This window comes from Bacillus chungangensis, from assembly GCF_030812995.1.
Lineage (GTDB): Bacteria > Bacillota > Bacilli > Bacillales > Bacillaceae_C > Bacillus_CF > Bacillus_CF chungangensis.
In genome coordinates this window covers 1-18,989 of record NZ_JAUSTT010000021.1, presented here as the reverse complement: position 1 = coordinate 18,989, position 18,989 = coordinate 1, and the positions used below count along the sequence as shown (strand labels likewise).

17 protein-coding genes and 3 pseudogenes are annotated in these 18,989 nt (G+C 34.2%); 13 read left to right on the top strand and 7 right to left on the bottom strand.

What is annotated here, in order from left to right:
* Positions 1 to 275: 275 nt before the first annotated feature.
* A complete protein-coding gene (locus tag J2S08_RS15845; RefSeq protein ID WP_307231194.1) occupies positions 276 to 440 on the bottom strand; it encodes a hypothetical protein in 165 nt (54 codons plus the stop codon).
* Between the two features lie 441 nt (positions 441 to 881).
* Here J2S08_RS15845 and J2S08_RS15840 point away from each other — a divergent pair, with 441 nt between their 5' ends.
* The gene (locus J2S08_RS15840; RefSeq protein ID WP_307231192.1) at positions 882 to 1,124 is read left to right on the top strand and encodes a hypothetical protein; all 243 of its coding nucleotides are present in this window, start codon (positions 882 to 884) and stop codon (positions 1,122 to 1,124) included.
* Between the two features lie 315 nt (positions 1,125 to 1,439).
* Here the strand turns inward: J2S08_RS15840 and J2S08_RS22590 are convergent.
* Positions 1,440 to 1,598 (bottom strand): annotated as a pseudogene (locus tag J2S08_RS22590) (hypothetical protein); the annotation flags it as partial.
* Between the two features lie 170 nt (positions 1,599 to 1,768).
* On the opposite strand from J2S08_RS22590, the gene J2S08_RS22585 reads away from it, so the two are divergent.
* Genes J2S08_RS22585 through J2S08_RS15830 form a run of 3 tightly spaced genes read left to right on the top strand, consistent with a single transcriptional unit; the run spans position 1,769 to position 3,331 of the window.
* Complete coding sequence (locus tag J2S08_RS22585; RefSeq protein WP_370875698.1) at positions 1,769 to 2,233, top strand: transposase family protein; 465 nt, start codon at positions 1,769 to 1,771, stop codon at positions 2,231 to 2,233.
* Entirely contained in the window at positions 2,163 to 2,636 is a 474-nt protein-coding gene (locus tag J2S08_RS15835) for a transposase (RefSeq protein ID WP_307231190.1), read from the top strand. The genes J2S08_RS22585 and J2S08_RS15835 overlap by 71 nt, the downstream gene beginning before the upstream one ends.
* The gene (locus J2S08_RS15830) at positions 2,606 to 3,331 is read left to right on the top strand and encodes a transposase (RefSeq protein ID WP_307231189.1); all 726 of its coding nucleotides are present in this window, start codon (positions 2,606 to 2,608) and stop codon (positions 3,329 to 3,331) included. The genes J2S08_RS15835 and J2S08_RS15830 overlap by 31 nt, the downstream gene beginning before the upstream one ends.
* Positions 3,332 to 3,406: 75 nt before the next feature.
* Here J2S08_RS15830 and J2S08_RS15825 read toward each other — a convergent pair.
* Positions 3,407 to 3,593 (bottom strand): annotated as a pseudogene (locus J2S08_RS15825) (tyrosine-type recombinase/integrase); the annotation flags it as partial.
* Between the two features lie 638 nt (positions 3,594 to 4,231).
* On the opposite strand from J2S08_RS15825, the gene J2S08_RS15820 reads away from it, so the two are divergent.
* The 8 genes and pseudogenes from J2S08_RS15820 to J2S08_RS15785 all read left to right on the top strand — a co-directional run bounded on the left by J2S08_RS15820 (position 4,232) and on the right by J2S08_RS15785 (position 12,450).
* Positions 4,232 to 5,545: a radical SAM/SPASM domain-containing protein gene (locus J2S08_RS15820; protein WP_307231186.1), complete on the top strand. Its 1,314-nt coding sequence runs from the start codon at positions 4,232 to 4,234 to the stop codon at positions 5,543 to 5,545.
* 37 nt (positions 5,546 to 5,582) lie between these two features.
* A complete protein-coding gene (locus J2S08_RS15815; protein ID WP_307231185.1) occupies positions 5,583 to 5,735 on the top strand; it encodes a hypothetical protein in 153 nt (50 codons plus the stop codon).
* Between the two features lie 949 nt (positions 5,736 to 6,684).
* Positions 6,685 to 6,906: a transposase gene (locus J2S08_RS15810; RefSeq protein WP_370875700.1), complete on the top strand. Its 222-nt coding sequence runs from the start codon at positions 6,685 to 6,687 to the stop codon at positions 6,904 to 6,906.
* A gap of 166 nt (positions 6,907 to 7,072) precedes the next feature.
* Positions 7,073 to 7,432 (top strand): annotated as a pseudogene (locus tag J2S08_RS15805) (group II intron maturase-specific domain-containing protein); the annotation flags it as partial.
* The gene (locus J2S08_RS15800; RefSeq protein ID WP_307231183.1) at positions 7,433 to 8,740 is read left to right on the top strand and encodes an MFS transporter; all 1,308 of its coding nucleotides are present in this window, start codon (positions 7,433 to 7,435) and stop codon (positions 8,738 to 8,740) included. It begins immediately after the preceding pseudogene.
* Positions 8,741 to 8,748: 8 nt separating this feature from the next.
* Entirely contained in the window at positions 8,749 to 10,146 is a 1,398-nt protein-coding gene (locus tag J2S08_RS15795) for a hypothetical protein (RefSeq protein ID WP_307231181.1), read from the top strand.
* 29 nt (positions 10,147 to 10,175) lie between these two features.
* Positions 10,176 to 11,354 carry an insulinase family protein gene (locus tag J2S08_RS15790; RefSeq protein ID WP_307231179.1) on the top strand — a complete coding sequence of 393 codons (1,179 nt, stop codon included), beginning with the start codon at positions 10,176 to 10,178 and terminating at the stop codon, positions 11,352 to 11,354.
* Complete coding sequence (locus tag J2S08_RS15785; RefSeq protein WP_307231177.1) at positions 11,341 to 12,450, top strand: peptidase M16 family protein; 1,110 nt, start codon at positions 11,341 to 11,343, stop codon at positions 12,448 to 12,450. Before J2S08_RS15790 ends, J2S08_RS15785 begins: the two co-directional genes overlap by 14 nt.
* Before the next feature lie 867 nt (positions 12,451 to 13,317).
* On the opposite strand, the gene J2S08_RS15780 is transcribed toward J2S08_RS15785, so the two are convergent.
* Together J2S08_RS15780 and J2S08_RS15775 are read right to left on the bottom strand one after the other, a co-directional pair.
* Positions 13,318 to 13,851 carry a CueP family metal-binding protein gene (locus J2S08_RS15780; protein WP_307231175.1) on the bottom strand — a complete coding sequence of 178 codons (534 nt, stop codon included), beginning with the start codon at positions 13,849 to 13,851 and terminating at the stop codon, positions 13,318 to 13,320.
* Between the two features lie 124 nt (positions 13,852 to 13,975).
* Entirely contained in the window at positions 13,976 to 14,842 is an 867-nt protein-coding gene (locus J2S08_RS15775) for a LysR family transcriptional regulator (RefSeq protein ID WP_307231173.1), read from the bottom strand.
* 139 nt (positions 14,843 to 14,981) lie between these two features.
* Between J2S08_RS15775 and J2S08_RS15770 the strand changes: the two genes are divergently transcribed.
* On the top strand, positions 14,982 to 15,950 hold the full coding sequence (locus J2S08_RS15770) for a DMT family transporter (protein WP_307231171.1): 969 nt from the start codon (positions 14,982 to 14,984) through the stop codon (positions 15,948 to 15,950).
* A 137-nt stretch (positions 15,951 to 16,087) separates the two neighbouring features.
* Here the strand turns inward: J2S08_RS15770 and J2S08_RS15765 are convergent, their stop codons facing one another.
* Together J2S08_RS15765 and J2S08_RS15760 are read right to left on the bottom strand one after the other, a co-directional pair.
* Positions 16,088 to 18,400: a S9 family peptidase gene (locus J2S08_RS15765; RefSeq protein ID WP_370875696.1), complete on the bottom strand. Its 2,313-nt coding sequence runs from the start codon at positions 18,398 to 18,400 to the stop codon at positions 16,088 to 16,090.
* A gap of 179 nt (positions 18,401 to 18,579) precedes the next feature.
* Positions 18,580 to 18,989: sensor histidine kinase (locus J2S08_RS15760; protein WP_307231170.1), on the bottom strand; the 410-nt coding region annotated here is incomplete at its 5' end.

Genomic DNA, 18,989 nt, shown 5'->3' with positions numbered 1-18,989 from the left:
AAGTATTTGGAATACCTCTGCGACATGAAGGCAATGGGAAAGTCCCTCGACCAAGCAGTCAATCATATAGCGACTCTGTATCATTCAAATTTGTCCATATCGCAATCCACTATTTCGCCTACAAGAAAAAACTCCTTTGATTGAATTCATCCAAGCACAGCAAGAATTCAACCAAAGGATTTTGGATCGACTTGAAGTAGCTAAAAAGCGACAAATCAAAGGCAATCAATTTTATTTAATTGAACTAGAACCTAAAATGTCTCCCTGTGAGACTTTTATTTTTTTTCTTTCTTGTTTCTGATAATAAAACCAGCAATAAAAAAACATCCACATCCTATAATTATCTTAATTATAAGACCTATAATTCCTATATCATCAATGGTTAATGAAAATAGAAAACTTCCCAGCAAAATAAATAAAATAGCATACAACCATTTCAAATTATTAAACTCTCCTCAGTTTTTTCCCCAATAGTGATGTATGGCGCATATTTTATCCCACATCTAACTGGCAGTAAGACCCCACCTCAAGAGTAAGAGGGATCAAAGAAGTCTAGGTGGGGGATAACTGCCAGTAAATGTCCGATTGGTTCAACTAACCATCAGTGGGGGATGAGAGAAAACCCCCACTGATGGAAGTTTCACTTTATTAGCAGCAGTTCTACCTTTATAATTGAAGAATGACACTGAATCACGATAGAACGTTTTTCCTATAGCTTGATAACTCCAAAAAGACCATAATACTTCATATTGGTCTATTTCAATAAGTGCAGCTAATATAGCTCCGGATGCTGAAGCTAATGCTGCAATCTTTGGGCTTCTAGTGAATTATACATTAAATATTCAAAATATCACTACATTTAAAAAAAGGTGGCGATTTATTTGATTGATAGAAAAACAAGTTTGTACTTAGGTTCTATATTTCTTTTGACTAGTGGTTTACTTTTCACAATTGAACGTTTATCAAGCTATATTTATTGGTTTGCACAAATAACTACAGGGCAGTATCCAACTTATCACGAAACATTTTCTTTCCTTGATAATTTATTTGTTCCACTCTTTTTATTAATAGGAATTTCGTTTTTTATTTATTATTTTTATTCAAAAAATAAACCGATAATTTGAAAATGGTTAGCAAATTTTAACGAGCAGGAAGGAAAGGTATTCGCTAATATGTCGGAAAATAAAAAATTTTTTTACTTCCAAACAATACTTTACTTGTGGACAGTGAAACGTAATAAATATCAACATATTGAGTAGATTCGACTATTATTTAAAAATATTCAGCTTGTAGAGAAAGTAGGTGTTTATTCTCTACAAGCTTTTTTTCTTTTTGGGGATTTATGATTTAAGAAGTTATTTTTAATAAGAAAAAGACTCCCATACACTTGCCAAACTTTGCTAAGTGCCATGGCAATAAATGCAGAATTTATTTTTTCGTTAACCCTGTTTGTTCATTGATTCCTCTTTCTCTTCTTTAAACCATTTACGAAGTTGATTAATATGAGTTTGATGGTATCTATTATGGTCTGCTATATGCCAAATTCCCCAACGAATAGTTGCTGTTTTTTCATCTTCATAGTTAACTGTTTTATTCAATTAGTTGTTTGATTTTCTGCACCAACTTTTTACATTATTGATGCTGTTCCTAGTTTTATAAACTTCATTATAAATGTCAACTAAATTATGGCTCTTACGCACTTTTAGTGAGGCGTATTCTAAGTTATAATTGGAATATAATAACTAAAAGAAAAAGGACGTGTATTCTCATGAAGAATCTACTAAAACGGCTAGATTCCCGTCTCGAAGTAGTTTCGGTAGTAGATAAATCTGATCGTGTGGAGTTCGTCGCTTTTCTTTCTTCATCTTCTGCCTCGTGTCCCCAATGTGGCAAGCGTACCTTTAAACGTCATTGCACTTATATACGTAAATTTTCAGACCTTCCTTTGGAAGCACGTCAGGTCATTATTTATGTAAAATCTCATAAATGGTTCTGTCAAAATAATAAATGTAAAAGACGAGTGTTTACAGAACGATTACCTTGGATCGCCCCCCATCGTAGGCGTACTCAACCGATGGAAGACGCTCTTCGGGCAGTAGTGTTCTCTACCAATGCAGTCCAGGCAGAAAAAGTATGCCGAACATTAGGTATGTCAATTAGTCATGACTCTTTATTACGTCTTGTCTACCAGACACCTCTTCCAAAGAAGGAGAGTCCCTTTCGTTGGAATTGACGATTTTGCCTTCAAAAAACGGCAGCGATACGGGGTCATTATTTGTGACGCGCTTACCTCTCAACCGATTGACCTATTACCTGATCGTACAGTTGAAACACTGAAGTCATGGCTGAGAAACTATCCACCCATTCAAAGAATTTCTAGAGACCGTTTCGCTCGTTTTCGGGAAGTGATAGACCAGATTTATCCACGCGCGATCCAAATTCATGATCGCTTTCATCTTATCCAAAATCTATGGACATTGCATGATCGAATCATACAAAAAGTACTTCCACTACGTCTATTAAAAGACGATAATCAATCTTCTCCACCTTCCCCACGACCATTAACCAAACAGGAGAAACGTAGAAAACAAAACGTAGAGAAAAAATGGGAACGAGACTTCAAGTTAAAAAATTAAAAAAAGAAGGATATTCACTCCAACGGATCGCTGCAATTATGAACATCGATCGGCGAACTGCAAAGGCAGATCTCTTGAAGGAAAATCCAGGAACTGGTGAACGACAAAAACGTCTAAAACCGATTGATGCTTGGACAGAAGACGTTTTATCTTTAGAAAAAAAAGGACATACTGTAAAAGAGATATACGATACGATAATGAAGCAAGGATACAAAGGATCTTATGGTTCAGTAAGGGTGTTGGTTACGGATGTTCGAAAAAAAAGGAAACAAGGACAAACGCTTAGGCCATCAGCTTATTATACGAGAAGGGAAATTCGCCGTGCTTTATGGCAATGGACATTTTCTTCAACAGAGAAAGATAGAGCGCTCGTTAATCATGTTCTTAAAAAATACCCAGCATTACGTCCCTATTTCGCTTTTATTCAGGGATTTCGAGAAGCGATTTCAAACCGCGATAAAGAGCATTTACGAGAGCTCATTTTGTACGAAAAAAGCCGTGAAGATCCCCTAACAAAAACATTTATTAATCGATTACTCATTGATTTTCCATCGACTCTCCATGCATGTTCTTTTGAGGATAGCAATGGATTTGTAGAGGGTCATGTAAACCGATTAAAGATGATTAAACGAATGATGTATGGACGAGCAAGTTTTGAACTCTTGCGTATACGTGTATTGTACGTTTCTAAATAGTATTTTAAAAAAGTGATTTCATTACTTACTTTAGCAACAGGTGATTATTCCCCAACATTGCGTGTTAGCATTTCTATAGATGTCCATTGTTGTTTGAATGTCTGTATGTATGACCTAATCGTACTTGGACATCCTTAATAGTTGCTCCTACTTCAAATAGGAGTGAAGCATGGGTATGACGAAAACTATGGATTGTTATATTTTGCAGATTATTATGATCTTCTAAGAAGTGTGCTAATGTATCATTGGGTGAAGCTAACCGACAGTACTTCATTTTCTTATCATTTACATCAAAACGGGTACGGTAATTGCTACATAACTAAGCAAATAAATCCATTGCTTTAAAAATGTCATGTCCTATTATTTTTTTAACCTCTTCTACTGTAAACCGATTGAACTCAGTCAGTAGCACAGACCCCACGGCTAAGGTCTGTGCTACTATTTTTTAATAGTAGAAGTGAAGGAAGGTCGAACATCCCGAGGTGATTTGTAAGAAATATCCATATAAGTAAAAAATAAACGAGGAAATTATAATACAAATTACTTGGTAGGTGGGTAGTGTGAATTAGGCTTTAATAAGCCCCCAATTTCGTCGGAATAAAAATCCCCATTTAAAAATGAAGCGATTGCTTTTTGTCTGGCTTCCTGTTAAACGTGAGCGTATACCTGTGAAGTTAATACTTATTTATTTCTTAATTTGTATAGTTAATACATAGGTTCCAAATGCAACTAATTGGTCAGAAAAAAGTTTAAAAATAAATAGTAAATATACATTCTATAAAATATACTTATTATTAAGTATATTAAATAAAATTTAATTATTGACTTATTCTGATATTAGTGATATTTTTGAAATATTAATTATTGGAAATAATAAATAAATAATATAGGTGATGAGCTATGTATTATAAAAAGGAAAGATTTGACCTTGATAAACCTTTGCAATTACCCAAACCAATAAAACATAGGAAGGTAAAGGGGAAGAACTTATTTATTGCTATTAATGTGCCTACTTGGATTGTCCTCTCAGATAGAGATTCGTACTTATTCAAATTACTTCTCAATAATATAAGTATGCGAGAAGCTGTAAAGTCTCACTCTTATAAATATAATCAACGAGAGATAGACTCTTTAGAACAAATGAAAAAATTGATTTCTTTGCTTTATACTAAAGACTTTTTTAATAAATCATATATTGCTAGTGATGATAACGTTAAACGCGTACGTAATATACAATTTCACCTGACTAACAGATGTAATTTACGTTGTATACATTGCTATATGGATAGTGGAATTAAAGAATATGATGAAATAGATACAAAACAGTGGTTAGCTTTAATTGATGAGGCCTCAGAAAGGTATGGCGAATTTTTCCTTAGTATTACAGGTGGAGAGCCTCTTTTGTACAAAGGTCACTTAGAAATACTCCGTTATGCTAAGAGTAAGGGAGCAAAAACTGGAATGATCTCTAATGGTATGGCAATTACTGAACAAAAAGTTCAAGAACTTAATACATGTTTAGATAATCTTCAAATCAGCTTAGATGGTGCGTCAGAAGAAGTTAATGACAAGATTAGAGGTAAAGGGGTATTTAATAGGGTAACAAAGTCATTAAAATTATTAAAAAATTCAGATGTTAGAGTTGGATTAAACATTACAGTGATGAATTCTAATGCACAAGATATTCAAGATAATCTTTACAATTACATTAATAATGAACTAGGTGGTATGAAGTTAGACTTAGATTTATCAAGCTTTGTTAGTGAGGGAAGAGGAGTAAACTTAACAGAAGAAATAAACCCTTCTGATTTTGCATCAACATTAAGTTATACAGCAGAACATTTTGTTGATAAAGATGCTTGGATGCCTACACCGAGTTATCCAAGAAGAAATTGTGGTTACGGTAATACTATAGACATTTATCCAAATGGTGATGTTTCTCCCTGTCTTACACCAAGATTTATAAGAGGAAATTTTATAAAAGACGGTGTTAAAAGCTTATTTGATATTATAGACCATGAACATAATCTATCTATGGTAGATTTACTTCCCGAGTGTAAAACATGTGATTTAAGGTATGTTTGTGGTGGGAGGTGCCATTTAGGCACTCTGACTAAAGGTGAGGGGATTGGTCAAGTAGATTGTCCAGATCAATACAAAGAGAATATGTTTAACAATTTAGTACGTCAATTCGAGGCAACTACACGTTTATAATCTGAGGGGGAGGATTATAAAAAAGGAGGAGTTATACATGGAAGATATTAAATTTTTTGAATTAGAGATTCCTGAAGAAACAGAAGAGTGCCACCAACTAATCAACACTAAGTACAATGCTTTTGCTTACGTTTTATGGGCTCCACAATCAGATCCATTCTGTGCTGACAAGAGTGAATTAAAAGGTTAAGTTAAATAGCTAACTTTTAAAGGCGATCTTCCCTCTCATTTTATTATAAATTAGAACCAAAGAGCTACTGTGCTCTTTTGGTTCTTTTAGTGCGCCCGGCATGGGTGCAATCTATAGGGTGAAAGTCCTGAGCTGTGAAGGCAGAAGTAACAAACGCAAGGGTGTCTGTGGTGACGCAGAATCTGAAGGAAGCGAGCGGCAAATTTCCGGTCTGGGGAACACGAACTTCATATAAGGCTTGACATCATTGGATGAGTTTGCCACACATAACAAAATCCTTTCTGCCGAAGGTGATGTAGAGTAAATGAAGCAGATAGATGGAAGGAGAGATTGCATTATTACCCGGGGAGGTCTGATTAACACGCCAAGTACACTTGGTAACCTATCTAGTGATAGATAGTTGAATAATCAGAAGTCAGTCGAGGTCATAGTACTTGATTCACTCGAGAGAATCAAGGAAGGACTGAACTATTTAGGAGAACAAACACTCGGCAAACGGTTCTTTGTTTAAAAGCAGAAAATTCTAACGGGAACCTGCCTGAAAGGAAGAAATAGTGAATTCCATGGGGTCTTTCTGAAGGGATTAGTAAAAAACCCGCTTAAAGAGAATGTCTTGTTCACCTAGAAAGAAACATCTTGATGTTAATGGAACGAATCCTGTCACTCGAAAACCTTCTACGCGCATTAAAACGAGTAGAAAAAAATAAAGGAAGTCTTGGAGTAAACCATATGTCCGTAAAAGACCTACGAAGACATATCCTCGAAACATGTGAACCACTTAAAACTTCCTTGATAAAGGGGTACCTATAAACCTTCTCCTGTCCGTCGGATTGAAATCCCTGAATCAGCTATACTAAGTTGGACAGATAAAATAAGAGGCTGTAAACTTAGACTGTTAATATAAGGAGCGCGCTATGATGACACCTTAACGTCGAATTTTTACACCCGAATTAAACTGCAATTAGTGAAGCTTTACGAAAATGGCAAATCCCATGCGGATATTACCAGAGAATATGATATTACACCATCTGCTTTAGATCGTTGGATTAAAAACCATCGTGAAACAGGTTCTTTCGCTGCAAAAGATAATTGTTCAGAAGAAGAAAATGAATTGATGCGCCTTCGCAAAGAAAACCAACGTTTACTCATGGAGAACGACATTTTAAAGTAACCAGTCCTGATCATGGGACGAAAATAGATGTGATTCGAAATAACGCTCACAAATATTCGGTATCAGCAATGTGTGACGTCCTCGATACTCCGAAAAGTACGTATTACTATCACGCTGATTTAACAGGTAAATGTTCGCAAAAAGCCGAAGATAAAGAGCTTTCCAAAGGTCAAAACCGATTCCCATGGAGATAAGAATTGAACAATTGAATCAATACTTGATTGGTTGGTGTGGATATTATGCGTTAGCGGATACTCCCTCCAAGTTCAAAGAAGTAGATAAATGGATAAGAAGGCGTCTACGAATGTGCCAATGGAAAGAGTGGAAGAAACCGAAAACCAAAGTGAGAAATCTCATGGGGTTAGGTGTACCGAAACAACAGGCATATAAATGGGGAAATTCTCGAAAGAAATACTGGGGAATAGCCAAAAGTCCAATTCCACTAAGAACCCTCACAAACTCCTATTGGGAGTCGCGAAGGTTGAAAAGTCTATATGTAAGATATTCACAACTACGTCAGACATAAATGGAACCGCCGTATACCGAACGGTACGTACGGTGGTATGAGAGGTCGGGGCTTAATCACCCCCTCCTACTCGATTGTTTGGAGGTGCAGGAAATATTTAAGAATTATAAAAAAGTTTTATCAAATTATAACTTTAGAAACGTATGGATTGCACAAATGGGTACTGGGTTAGGAGGAAGTCTGTATTTTATAGCTCTTTCTTGGATTATCTGGGATATTACCAATTCTACGGCACAGAGTGGTATATTCGCGATAATGTATGATATACCTCAATTATTACTAGGATTATGGATAGGCGTTATTATAAGTCGTTATAATCTTAGAAGATTACTAGTAATCTCTGATTCAATACGTGCTGGCTTGGTTTTAACCGTTATGACACTTTATTTGTTTGATTTATTGACTGTTAATATAATCTTTTTATGCATATTCTTAGAAGGTATCCTAGTTGTTTTTAATAGACCAGCAACTAATGCCATAATTCCTCAAATTGTAAATAAAAATGAGTTAGAAACAGCTAATGCCACCACTCAGATGTCTAATAGAATTGTAAATACTGCTGGCTACGGACTGGGTGGTTTACTAATAGCAGGTGTTGGAGCATTTTTTAATATACTTGTAAATGCTTTCTCTTTGCTTTTAAGTGCTTTTCTTATTAGTCGGTTAAAAAATATTAAAAATCCCTTTGAAGGTAAAGATAAATCAAATATTAAAGATGATTTTAAAGAGGGTTTTCGCTATTTGAAGAAAACTCCAGCGTTAATTATTATTTTCAGTATTGGAATACTTATGAATGTTGGTGGTGCCCCTATTACTGTATTAGGTCCAGCATATGCGGAAAATATACTTGGTGCTGGTTCTGGTGGATATGGTTTAATTCAAGGTTCTTGGTTTGTAGGGATAGCATTGGGAGCTTTATACATAGGAAGCAAAAAAATTAATTCGTTATGGAAAATGTTAGCTTTAGGATTTTTTACTCAGGGGATAGCACAAGTGTTTTTCGGATTAAGTTCTAGTATTTATTTATCGATGTTCTTTATTATCATACATGGTGTTGCGATGTCGATTGCTAATATTCCTTTATTTAGTTTTGTCCAAAGGACAGTTCCAAGTAAACAACTTCCACATGTATTTAGTATCCTAGGAACCCTAGTATCTATGGTTAATCCTTTAGCATTTGGTGCTAGTGGAGTATTAGCCGAATTCATAGGGGTTCGGCAAACATATATCATAGGTGGTATGTTACCTTTAATAGCCACTTTACTAATTGTATTACCTTCTTGGTTAAAAAATGCAAATCAGGAGTGAGTTATGATATGAGTAAATTAACAATGGTGTCTACTGAATTACCGGAATTTGCTGAAGAAATTACTACTGCAATGTTTAAGTCCTTTACTGGGCAAGGTGGCAGGGATGAATATAAAAATGTCTTAAATAAATATCATCATTTCTTTGACGAGGATTTTATAAATAAACTGAAAAATATAAGTTGGGAATATGATGATTCGTCAAGAGAAAATTTCTATATTAGAGGGTATCTTATTGGTCAATGGTATAGTTACCATACAAAAGATTTTCTCGATGACTTGACTTTATTAGAGATTCAACCTGTAATAAATAATAAAGGAAAATTAATATCACTTAGAGAGGCACAAAAAACAAATCAAATCTCATTTAACAATGAATTAAACAGGGAAATCCATAAATACTTAGATGAGTATTATAACCCAAAAGCAACTGAATTTTATACCATTTTAAATACTCTTTCAATAAAGTTAGGGTTTAATGATTTTATTGAAGTTGCAGATAACCTAAGAAGGTATAAAATAGATAACTTAATTAGTGAGTACGATAGATTTCTAGAATATACAGACAGCTTTTTTACAGAAGAGGTCTTAAAAAACTGTTCAAATGGACATTTCAATCTAAATAGTATTGATAAATTAGATGATTTCACTATAGAGCGTACAGTTTCTGATATGAACTTCTTAATTGATAGAATGAAATGGTCTACTAAAGGAATTCAAGTCGCTTGGGTGAATTCTAGAAATAAAACAGGAAACTCTTTTTGTGTACCTTTAAAAATACCAGGTGAAGTAATATTGGTCTCTGATAATAAACAAGGGTTTCAAACTCAACGGCACTTATACCATGAATTTGGCCATGGATTTCATTTTAACAATGTAGATGAAGGATTAGTATATCCATTTAGAAGAATGGGGGATCATGCAGTAGCTGAAGCATTTAGTGCATTGAATGAAAGCTTGCTTTTTAATAAACATTGGCTTAAGTCAAGAGGATATAATTCTGATATCGCTAAAGAGGCATATAAGTATAGGGTATATCTCATTAGAAAGTATTGGGCTAAATTAAAAACTGAAGTAGAGTTTCATCGTACACTTAAATTTGCAGATAATGGTTACTACACAAGGGCACTATTAGAAGATGATATGAGTCTTTATAATCTGTTAACATTAGATGACGAAATTAGTGCAGCTTGGCAATTAAGAGGATGGTTATTACATGCTCAGTTAGAGGAATTAATAATTAAAAAATATGATGAAAATTGGTTTGAAAAAGAAGAGGCGGGAAGTTATATTAAGCAATTGTTTACTTATGGATATAAGTTTAACGCAGATGAAGTATCCGAACTATTGGGTGAGGATTTGTTAAACAATAAAGCATTAATGCACCAGTTTAATCAGCATTCATAAGTAAGACGCATAAAGGTGGAGGTTTTTGTATGGATGAGGTATTTGTAAGAAGAAATGATAATTTTTATACTAAGTACATTCGATCGTCTAATATAAACTCTATTACTAATTGCCGGATTATTCCTTTAACTGTGCATAACGCAACTTTCTTAAATATTTTCGATATGTATACAAAAATAACATTTGAAGAAAGAATGAGAGCTTCCAATATTGAATTTTATACACATATAATTAAAAAAGATCATTTATTAATTTACAATGTACATTTTCAATTTTTAAATTCAATTAAAAAGCTTTTTGAAGAAATAGTTAATTCTATATCGTATTTGAACGATTTAGAAAATGATTTAAACAATAAACTATTTGAGACTGCAATGAGACGTGCCTTAGAAAGAACTCAAAGAGCAAATCAAGATATAAAAAGTCAGGCAATAAAAAAATGCTATGCTGAAGCAGGTATAGATTTTATTAGTTTGTATGGGGAAACATCATCCTATAATCAAATAACAATAGATTCATTTTTTAATTGGATTAGCTCAACAAAAAAAGAAGGGCGCTTGAAAAAAATAATTTTTTATATAGGTAGTAGGATATCAAGAGATAATGAACATTTATTAAGTCCTTATGTATCGAAAAATCAAAATTTGATCGAAAAAAGGAGCGAAAATATACTTCCTGCTAAAAATAAAAAAATCTCGTATAACATCAATCACAGCTATAGTATTTTTGTTAACTTATTAAGTGTCAACTCATTGAATATAACAGATAAAGATTTTTCTTTATTAAATCTTTATATAGGTGGTAATAGTACAAGTATATTATTTAAACAGTTAAGAGAACAACATCAACTAGTCTATGATGTAAGTTCAGTAGGGAATGCTAACACAGGTGAAATTGTCATATTTAGTAAGGTCAAAAATGGATTGTTGAATCAAGTAATTGAAAAAGTGAGCAATGAATTAGAAAAAATTAATAATGGGCTATGGGATAAGAATACAATAGATGCAGCAGAAAACTATTTTAGATTAAACAGTCTAATAATAAAAGATAGACCTTTGGCTTTAACAAGAGCCTATATAAATTATCTAACCAACAATCACGGCAATATCATTCAAAAATCAAATAATGACTTTTCTATTAGATCTTCTTTTAAGGTTGAAAATAATGTTCAACTTTGTTTATATGGAGGATTACATGCAAAAACTTGATAAATTATTAAACTTAAAAATAACCATAGATGGTAATAACACAGTGAAAGTTTTTGAAAATTGCAACCTTAATTCTCAATTCGTTAGTATTAGCTTACCGATTGGTGGTTTGTCTTTTATCAATCAACGTGGAGAAAGAATCCCTTCAGGTGTTGCACATCTTATTGAACACCTTTTATTAGATGATATGAACAATCTATTTGAAAAATATATGATTAAGGGTGCAAAGGTTAACGGTTACACGCACCTAAATACAACAACTTTTAATATTATAATGAGCGATTTTAATGCTTCTATAATTGATGAATTTTTAGATGACCTTTTTAACAAAAAAATAACTAATGAAAGTTTTAGTAAACAGAAGAAAATCGTTTTGAATGAGTTTCATACCACTAATACAGTAGGAAGTAAGTACGAACGAGGATTAAGGAAACTATTCGGTCCAATATACCCTTATTTTACTGTTATAGGTAACGAAGATGATATAAAAGGTATAGAACTTTATGAATTATTATCATTTAAAGAAGAGTATTTCATTATAGAGAATATCGATTTTATTACGTGTGGACCCGCAAGATCTTCTAATGTTTTTAAGTGGGCAGAGAAATTAAATAAAAGAAAAGATAAGGGTTTATTCGTTCCTAAAGATATTTCTTTTAATGAGGACGATATCAGATTTATTAGGGAGGATAATACATTATTTTCTCTTTTAGATAACGATTCAATAGAGCATTTAATTACAACAGAGACAATCATTAATATTATCGGAACCGTTTTAATTGAGAAGGGAATTATCTCTAATTATCAAATAGACATAATAGGTAGCAAATTACTGTGTATACTTGATTTTAAAAAGCTACCTCACAATGGATTAACTATCTCATATAAAGAGTTTAAGCAGATTAAGATACGTATTGTCTACAGTTTTTTGATGTCGTTTAATTATACAGAAAGATTTGTAGATAGAGTACATTGGATATACCTCAATAATTATAATTTAAGTGAATACTATCAGGCATTAAACACTATTTCTTACAATGCATTATTGGAGTACTTGAAAAGATTACAGAGTATTGTTGAACAAGAGATGGGTTAACACAACGGAAAGTATTATACTATCATTTTTTCATGGGATAATTTACATCTACAAGGGACATAACCATAACTAATAAAAACCAACACTTTAATTAAAATATACCCTATAGAGTAGACATGAAAAAAAGTCTACCTATAGGGTACATTTTACATTGAATAAAGGGAGTTAATTAGTAACTCAAATTATGTCATCGACTGGAGTTTGACTGGAATGACTAGAATGACTGGATATCGACTGTTAACAACTGGATCTAGCTCAATATTTTGGACACAAAAGCTAAGAAAGTTATTATTTAAATGTCTGTTGTTGTTTAAGCTCTTATTTACTATTTGGTACAACTATTTTAGTCAAAAGTAAATTACTTAAAATGTGTCCTGAAAAGATACTGTAACTATAAAGGTATAGAAAATTAACAAGCGTTGCAGCAATGACAAGTGTGGTTGTTCTTGTTTAGAATGTTATAGTATAATCATAGACTAAAAAAGACCGAAGATGTGGGAACATCTTCAGTCATCTACAATAGCCGCCCTCAAAGGGGCTACTCAGAGTGGTTTTTTGAAATAGACCATCCCTAGACGTTGTCAAGGCTCAAGGGAGGTCTATTTCTTTTTATCTTGGGAACCAGTATAGCGGATTAGTGCGCTCGTTGATTTTCTGCACCGGCTTTTTACATTGCCTCCTACTTCATTTCCACTGTTAACCCTTTAACATACTAAAATAATGCTATGAGAATATGTATTTAACAGTTATCTTGCCTCCCGTTTTCTAATCATTGCCGGGTAAATTCATCTATCAACTCCTGTTCGTAGTTTGTCAGCACCTTCATTCACTAAACCAAAAAAACACCTAATCAGGTGTTTTTTTGGCCTACATTAACTGCATAGTTGTGATGCAAGTGCCATCACTTTCAAAAGTAGAAAACGATGACTCCACTTTTTTTCCGTCGTGAGCAATCGTTATGTGATACGTTTTATCTCTCGGTAGCCATAAATCGAAAAATCCGTTTGATTGGGATTTCAAGTTTTCATCGAGTACCACATTGCCTTCATTGTCTTGAATGTATACATCAAAATCTTCTTCCACCATTTCTCCTTGACAACCTGTCAAGCTATGGTTCGTGCATGGATGGGTTTCATTGACGTAAGGTGCAATGGAAACAAAGAAATCGTCTTCAGGCAAGTCATAGACTAACTCTTTTTTGTTGCTGTCGGTAACAATAAGTTGTGTAGATGTGATGGAGGCTGATTGGTTTTTTATATTGCCTACACTGTAATCACGCACTAACTCCTTCATGTTCTGTGTCGTTTCTTTTGATGAATCTCCTTTATTTGTATTTTCCTCACCGCAAGCAACTAACAAAACAGCAGCTAATAAAGCAACCGCAGTGATTTTTAATTTCATTTAGGCTCACCTCATTATATATTCCAATTTACAATTATACCTTTTCAAATACCTTATTTCTAGATTTGACACAATATATTCATTTTTTAAAAAGTAGGGAAAAATATAACTTACATTTAACACGTTAAAGCATGTTTATCTGACGATGCTCTGCAATTATTTTTAAAAAACTTTGCATCGAGTTTGTCATATATACATCTTTTCGACGTATAAAGACGGTTGAAATGCTTTCGTATTTTTTAGGAATCGGATGACAATGAATCTTGCCTGTAATAGAAAGATGCTCAACAGCGGATTCCGGTACGAGCGTAATTCCAAGGCCAAGTGCAACACTGTTTAGAATCGTCTCTAATATGTTAAATTCCATGATTCTTTTTGGAAGTAAACCTTCATCTTTAAGCCAGTGTTCCAGCTTAGAACGATATCCACATCCTTGATTAGAAACAAGGAGAGGTGTTGTTATAAATTCCTCTATATGAAAAGTTTTATTTTGTGAAACAAGAACGAGTGTTTCTGTACAAACATCATATTGTTCTAAAAGTGGATGTTTAATAGGTCCTGATATAAAAGCACCATCTAATTTGTGATCGGCTACTTCTTTCATAAGTTCATCCGTTAACCCAGCTTTTAGTGATAAATCAACATTGGGATATCTGTTATAGTAGGAGGCTAGGATGTTTGGTAATGTCCTCACTGTTTCAACTGTCCCGATTTTTAAGGTTCCGGATGGTGTATCACTATCTAGAAATGCTTTTTTTAGTTCCTCAACATCCTGTAAAATTTTATTAACATAAGCAACCATTTTTCGACCTTCTGGTGTTAACGTCATTCCTTTTTTATGGCGATAAAAAAGCGGTGTTTTAAGCTCGCTTTCTAATTGTTTAATACGTGCCGTTACATTAGATTGGACATAATTTAATGCCTTTGCGGCACTGCTAACGCTTCCGTGATGTACAACGCTTTGGAAAATTTGTAAGTCTCGAAACTCCATTGAACATTCCTCCTTTGCTATAAAGTATCATTATAAAAGATATTTTATATCATTTTCAATCATTTTACTTGATATCTTTTCCCCTTTATAATTCTCGTTGTGAAATGCAAAGAAATGACATGAGAGAGGGATTACAGCGATGAAAAAGGCAGAAATGATAATAGGTGCGATGGCATGTTTAATAGCAAGTATGTCATGGGGAGCAATGTTTCCAGTTGCAGATCATGCACTAGAGTATATAGACCCATTTTATTTTACATTTATTCGATATGGGGCGGTATCGATTGCTTTAGTCATTTTATTGTGGATGAAAGAAGGAAAGAAATCATTTCGTTTGGAAGGGAAAGGAAAGCTGCTCATCTTCTTTGGGATGATGGCGTTTACTGTATATAACGTACTTATTTTCTTAGGTGAAATGTTAATGGGGAAGTCCGGGGTTATGGCAGCGTCTATTATGGAGGCACTAATGCCGATGATTTCAATTTGTATTCTATGGGGATATAAACATGTGAAACCGAAGAAGTATATGATGATTAGCATGGCCATTGCCTTTGTTGGCGCTTTTTTTGTTATTACAAAAGGTAATATGAGTTTCTTTCTTACATTGGAAGAAAACCTGTTATCGCTAGCCTTTATGTTAATTGCTGTTATAGGATGGGTAATCTATACAATGGGCGGACAATCATTTCGTGATTGGTCTACACTTCGCTACTCAACTTTGACATGTGTATTTGGTACAGCGATAACAGGTATCATGACGATAATAATCACAAAACTGGGATATGTTTCAGTACCGAGTATGGAAACGATTTCGATTGTTAAGTATGATTTATTATTTATGATGACATTGCCGGGTATTGTGGCACTGCTTAGTTGGAACTATGGGGTGAAAATATTGTCGTCAATTAATGGCATTTTATTTATTAACTTCGTTCCCATTACGACATTGGTTATTATGATGACGCAAGGATATAAAGTAACCATATTTGATGTAGTAGGAACACTGCTTGTGATAACCGCCCTTATTCGAAATAATATATATCAGCGCAAAGAAGAAAACAAGAATAAACAGCTTTTACAAGAGGAACGGTTACATAAGGTTGTTTAATACATACAGAGTTTTGGAGGATATAAATACTTTTTCTCAAGCTATTCAGTACGAAAAGAATTTAGACTATTAAGGATGAAGAATAAGGTTGATGTATAATAGAAACACTGACTCCTGATGTTGGAGTCAGTGTTTTTTTACTTTAAATGATCATCCAAAAACTTTATCATCGCATTGTAAAATTCAATTCGATTTTCTTCGTTTTCGAATATATGCCCTTCATTATCTTTAAGCATGTATTCCACGTCAATCCCTCTTGCTTGTAGTGCCTCGACAATTTGGTCAGATTCAGCTTTGTTGACACGAGGATCGTTTGCACCTTGAGCGACAAATAAAGGTGTTTTAATTTTATCGACATGGAAGACAGGAGAGATTTGTTCAAGAAGCTCTTTGTCTTCTATAGGATGACCCACTCGTTTATAAAGCTCATTTCGCATCGTTTCCCAATAAGGAGGGATTGTTTCTAAAAATGTAAAAATGTTAGAAACGCCAACGTAGTCAACAGCGGCTGCATATAAATCAGGTGTAAAAGTAATGCCAGCTAACGTTGCATAGCCGCCAAATGATGCCCCGTAGATGCCAATTCGATCAGGATCTGCTATACCTTGGTCAATTGCCCACTGTACGCCATCTGTAATGTCATCTTGGATTTTTAATCCCCACTGTTTATTACCCGCATCTACAAACTCTTTTCCGTAGCCGACTGAGGATCTAAAATTCACTTGCAGAACAGCGTATCCTCGATTTGCAAGAAGTTGCACTTCTGGATTGAAGCCCCATGTATCTCGGCCCCAAGGACCTCCATGTGGATTTACAATTAAAGGCAAGTTTTCTGGGTTTTTATTTTTTGGCAACGTTAAATAACCATGTATCGTTAAACCATCTCTACTTTTATAGGAGATCGGATGCATGTCTGCTAAATGCTCCTTGTTCAGCCAAGAACCTAATTCGGCTAATTTCGTTAGTTCATCCGATGTTGAATCGTAATAATAATAGGTTCCATATACTTTATCACTTGATATGGAAACAATGAATTTTGTCCTTTCTTTGTTGTAGTCAATAATTGTAAGTTCGCTTTCACTAACTTGTAACTTTTCTGTTAAACTATTAAAAGAGTTTTCGAAATCTTCGTCAAAGAATATATATTGTCGCTTATCTGTAAAAAATATACTATATAGTAATTTATCCTGATCTGTGTCGTATTTGGCCCCTATCACATCCACTTGTGGGTTAGAATAAAGAACCTCTTCGTTCGCTTGTAAATCGAACTTTACTAACTCAGCTTTATCACGATCTTTATTAGACACTGCATAAATAGATTGATTGTCTTTGGAGAAAGCGATCGGTCTAATAGTGTCACCATCTTTTGTATCGACAAAAGGTCTAAATGCTTCTTCTTCCGAATCACGATACAACACAGTACTATTGACGCCATCGGATTCTATCGCAATTCTAATTTTTCCATCGTGATCTGTAAGCCAGCTCTCAATATTTCCGGGATTTTTTGCTACCAGGGTTGTTTCGCCTGTTTTAATATTTAACCTATAGACATCAAAAACCGTTGGATCTTCTTTGTTCATCGAAATAAGAATTTCATCTTTAACACCTTGTAAACCACTAATAACTTGTAGGCGTGCGTCTCCAACGATTTGTACGCGTACGTCTGGATAAGGCGTTAAATCTCTCTCTTCTTGTCCGTTAAAACTGGAGGAATAAATATGGAAAATTTCATCGCCGCCATTATCTTTTATATATAAGATTTGATCGTCCTTCCAAAAGAAACCATCAATATCACGATCCTTGGAACTAGTTACCCGAACTGGTTCACTATCGTCTCCTATTTTCTTTACGAACACATTGATGTGATTTTCCCAAGCAGAGGAATAGGAAAGGTAATTTCCATCTGGTGAAAGTTGATAATTAGAATCTCCAGGGTTCTTCATAAAATCTTCTACTGAAATCTCTGGAACGCCTGTATCATCAATATGTTTAGCTGCAACCTTTTTATATTGTTCAATCAGATTTTCCATACCGCTAGCAGTTACAGTTTCGCCCACCTGAGTATCAGCTTTGAAAAGATCGTGATTCTTCGCCGATTGTAAATAATCTGCTACACTTTTTTCATCTTTCTCAACACCAAGTGCTCTAATGAAAATCCGCGCGACTTCACCGCTAGTAATGGACTCTTTGCGGTTTTCCAATTCGCCATCATGCACCCACTGTTTTACAATTTCTGCTCTCATTTCTTCTGAAGCATGTTGAAAAGTTAATTCCGTTAATGCGTGTTCAATAAAATCTTGTGCAGAAACACCAGTTTCATTGTTTGCTAATTCAGCAACAATTTTTTTATTTTCAAAAGTCGAATCATTTGATTCATTTGCTAAAGCATTTAATGGACAAGATGCTAATAGCATTGCTGTTGCTGTTGTTAATAAAAACTTTTTACTCACCTTTACTCCTCCTCGTATTATATATTTCAAGAACAAAAAATCTGCTCTTTGACAACGATATTTGACTAAGTTATTAATTGTAAGCAACCATAACACTTCCTTTCTGTTATGGTTCTCATTATAAAGAAGCAAAGTTACATCTCGGTTATCATGTTGTTTAATTGTGGGTTACCTTTAGGTTAAGCTCTACCAATAGCTACTCTTGTGCCATTCTCATTTGATGTAAAATCAGCTTTCAGCTTCATTTTTTTCAACATATAATTTGAAGTCGATAAACCAATTCCCGCCCCACGCTCATAGGAAGAGTTATCCATACCTGGACCTCTGTCTGCAACAATGATCTGTTCTGTTTCTACATCAACCACAATGTGTGCATATTTTCCCTCTGCTGCATGGCGAAGAATATTCTGAAATAAATTATCCAGAACCCGTGTCATCCATTTAGGATCTGCTTCCCAATAAAAAGTCTCCTCTGTCGGTAAATCAACATCGAGCTGAATTTCTTTTTCTTCAAATACAGGATACCACGCGGCAACAGATGCTCTTACTAAACGTCCAATATCTGTTGAAGTGGGTTGAAAAGGATGTT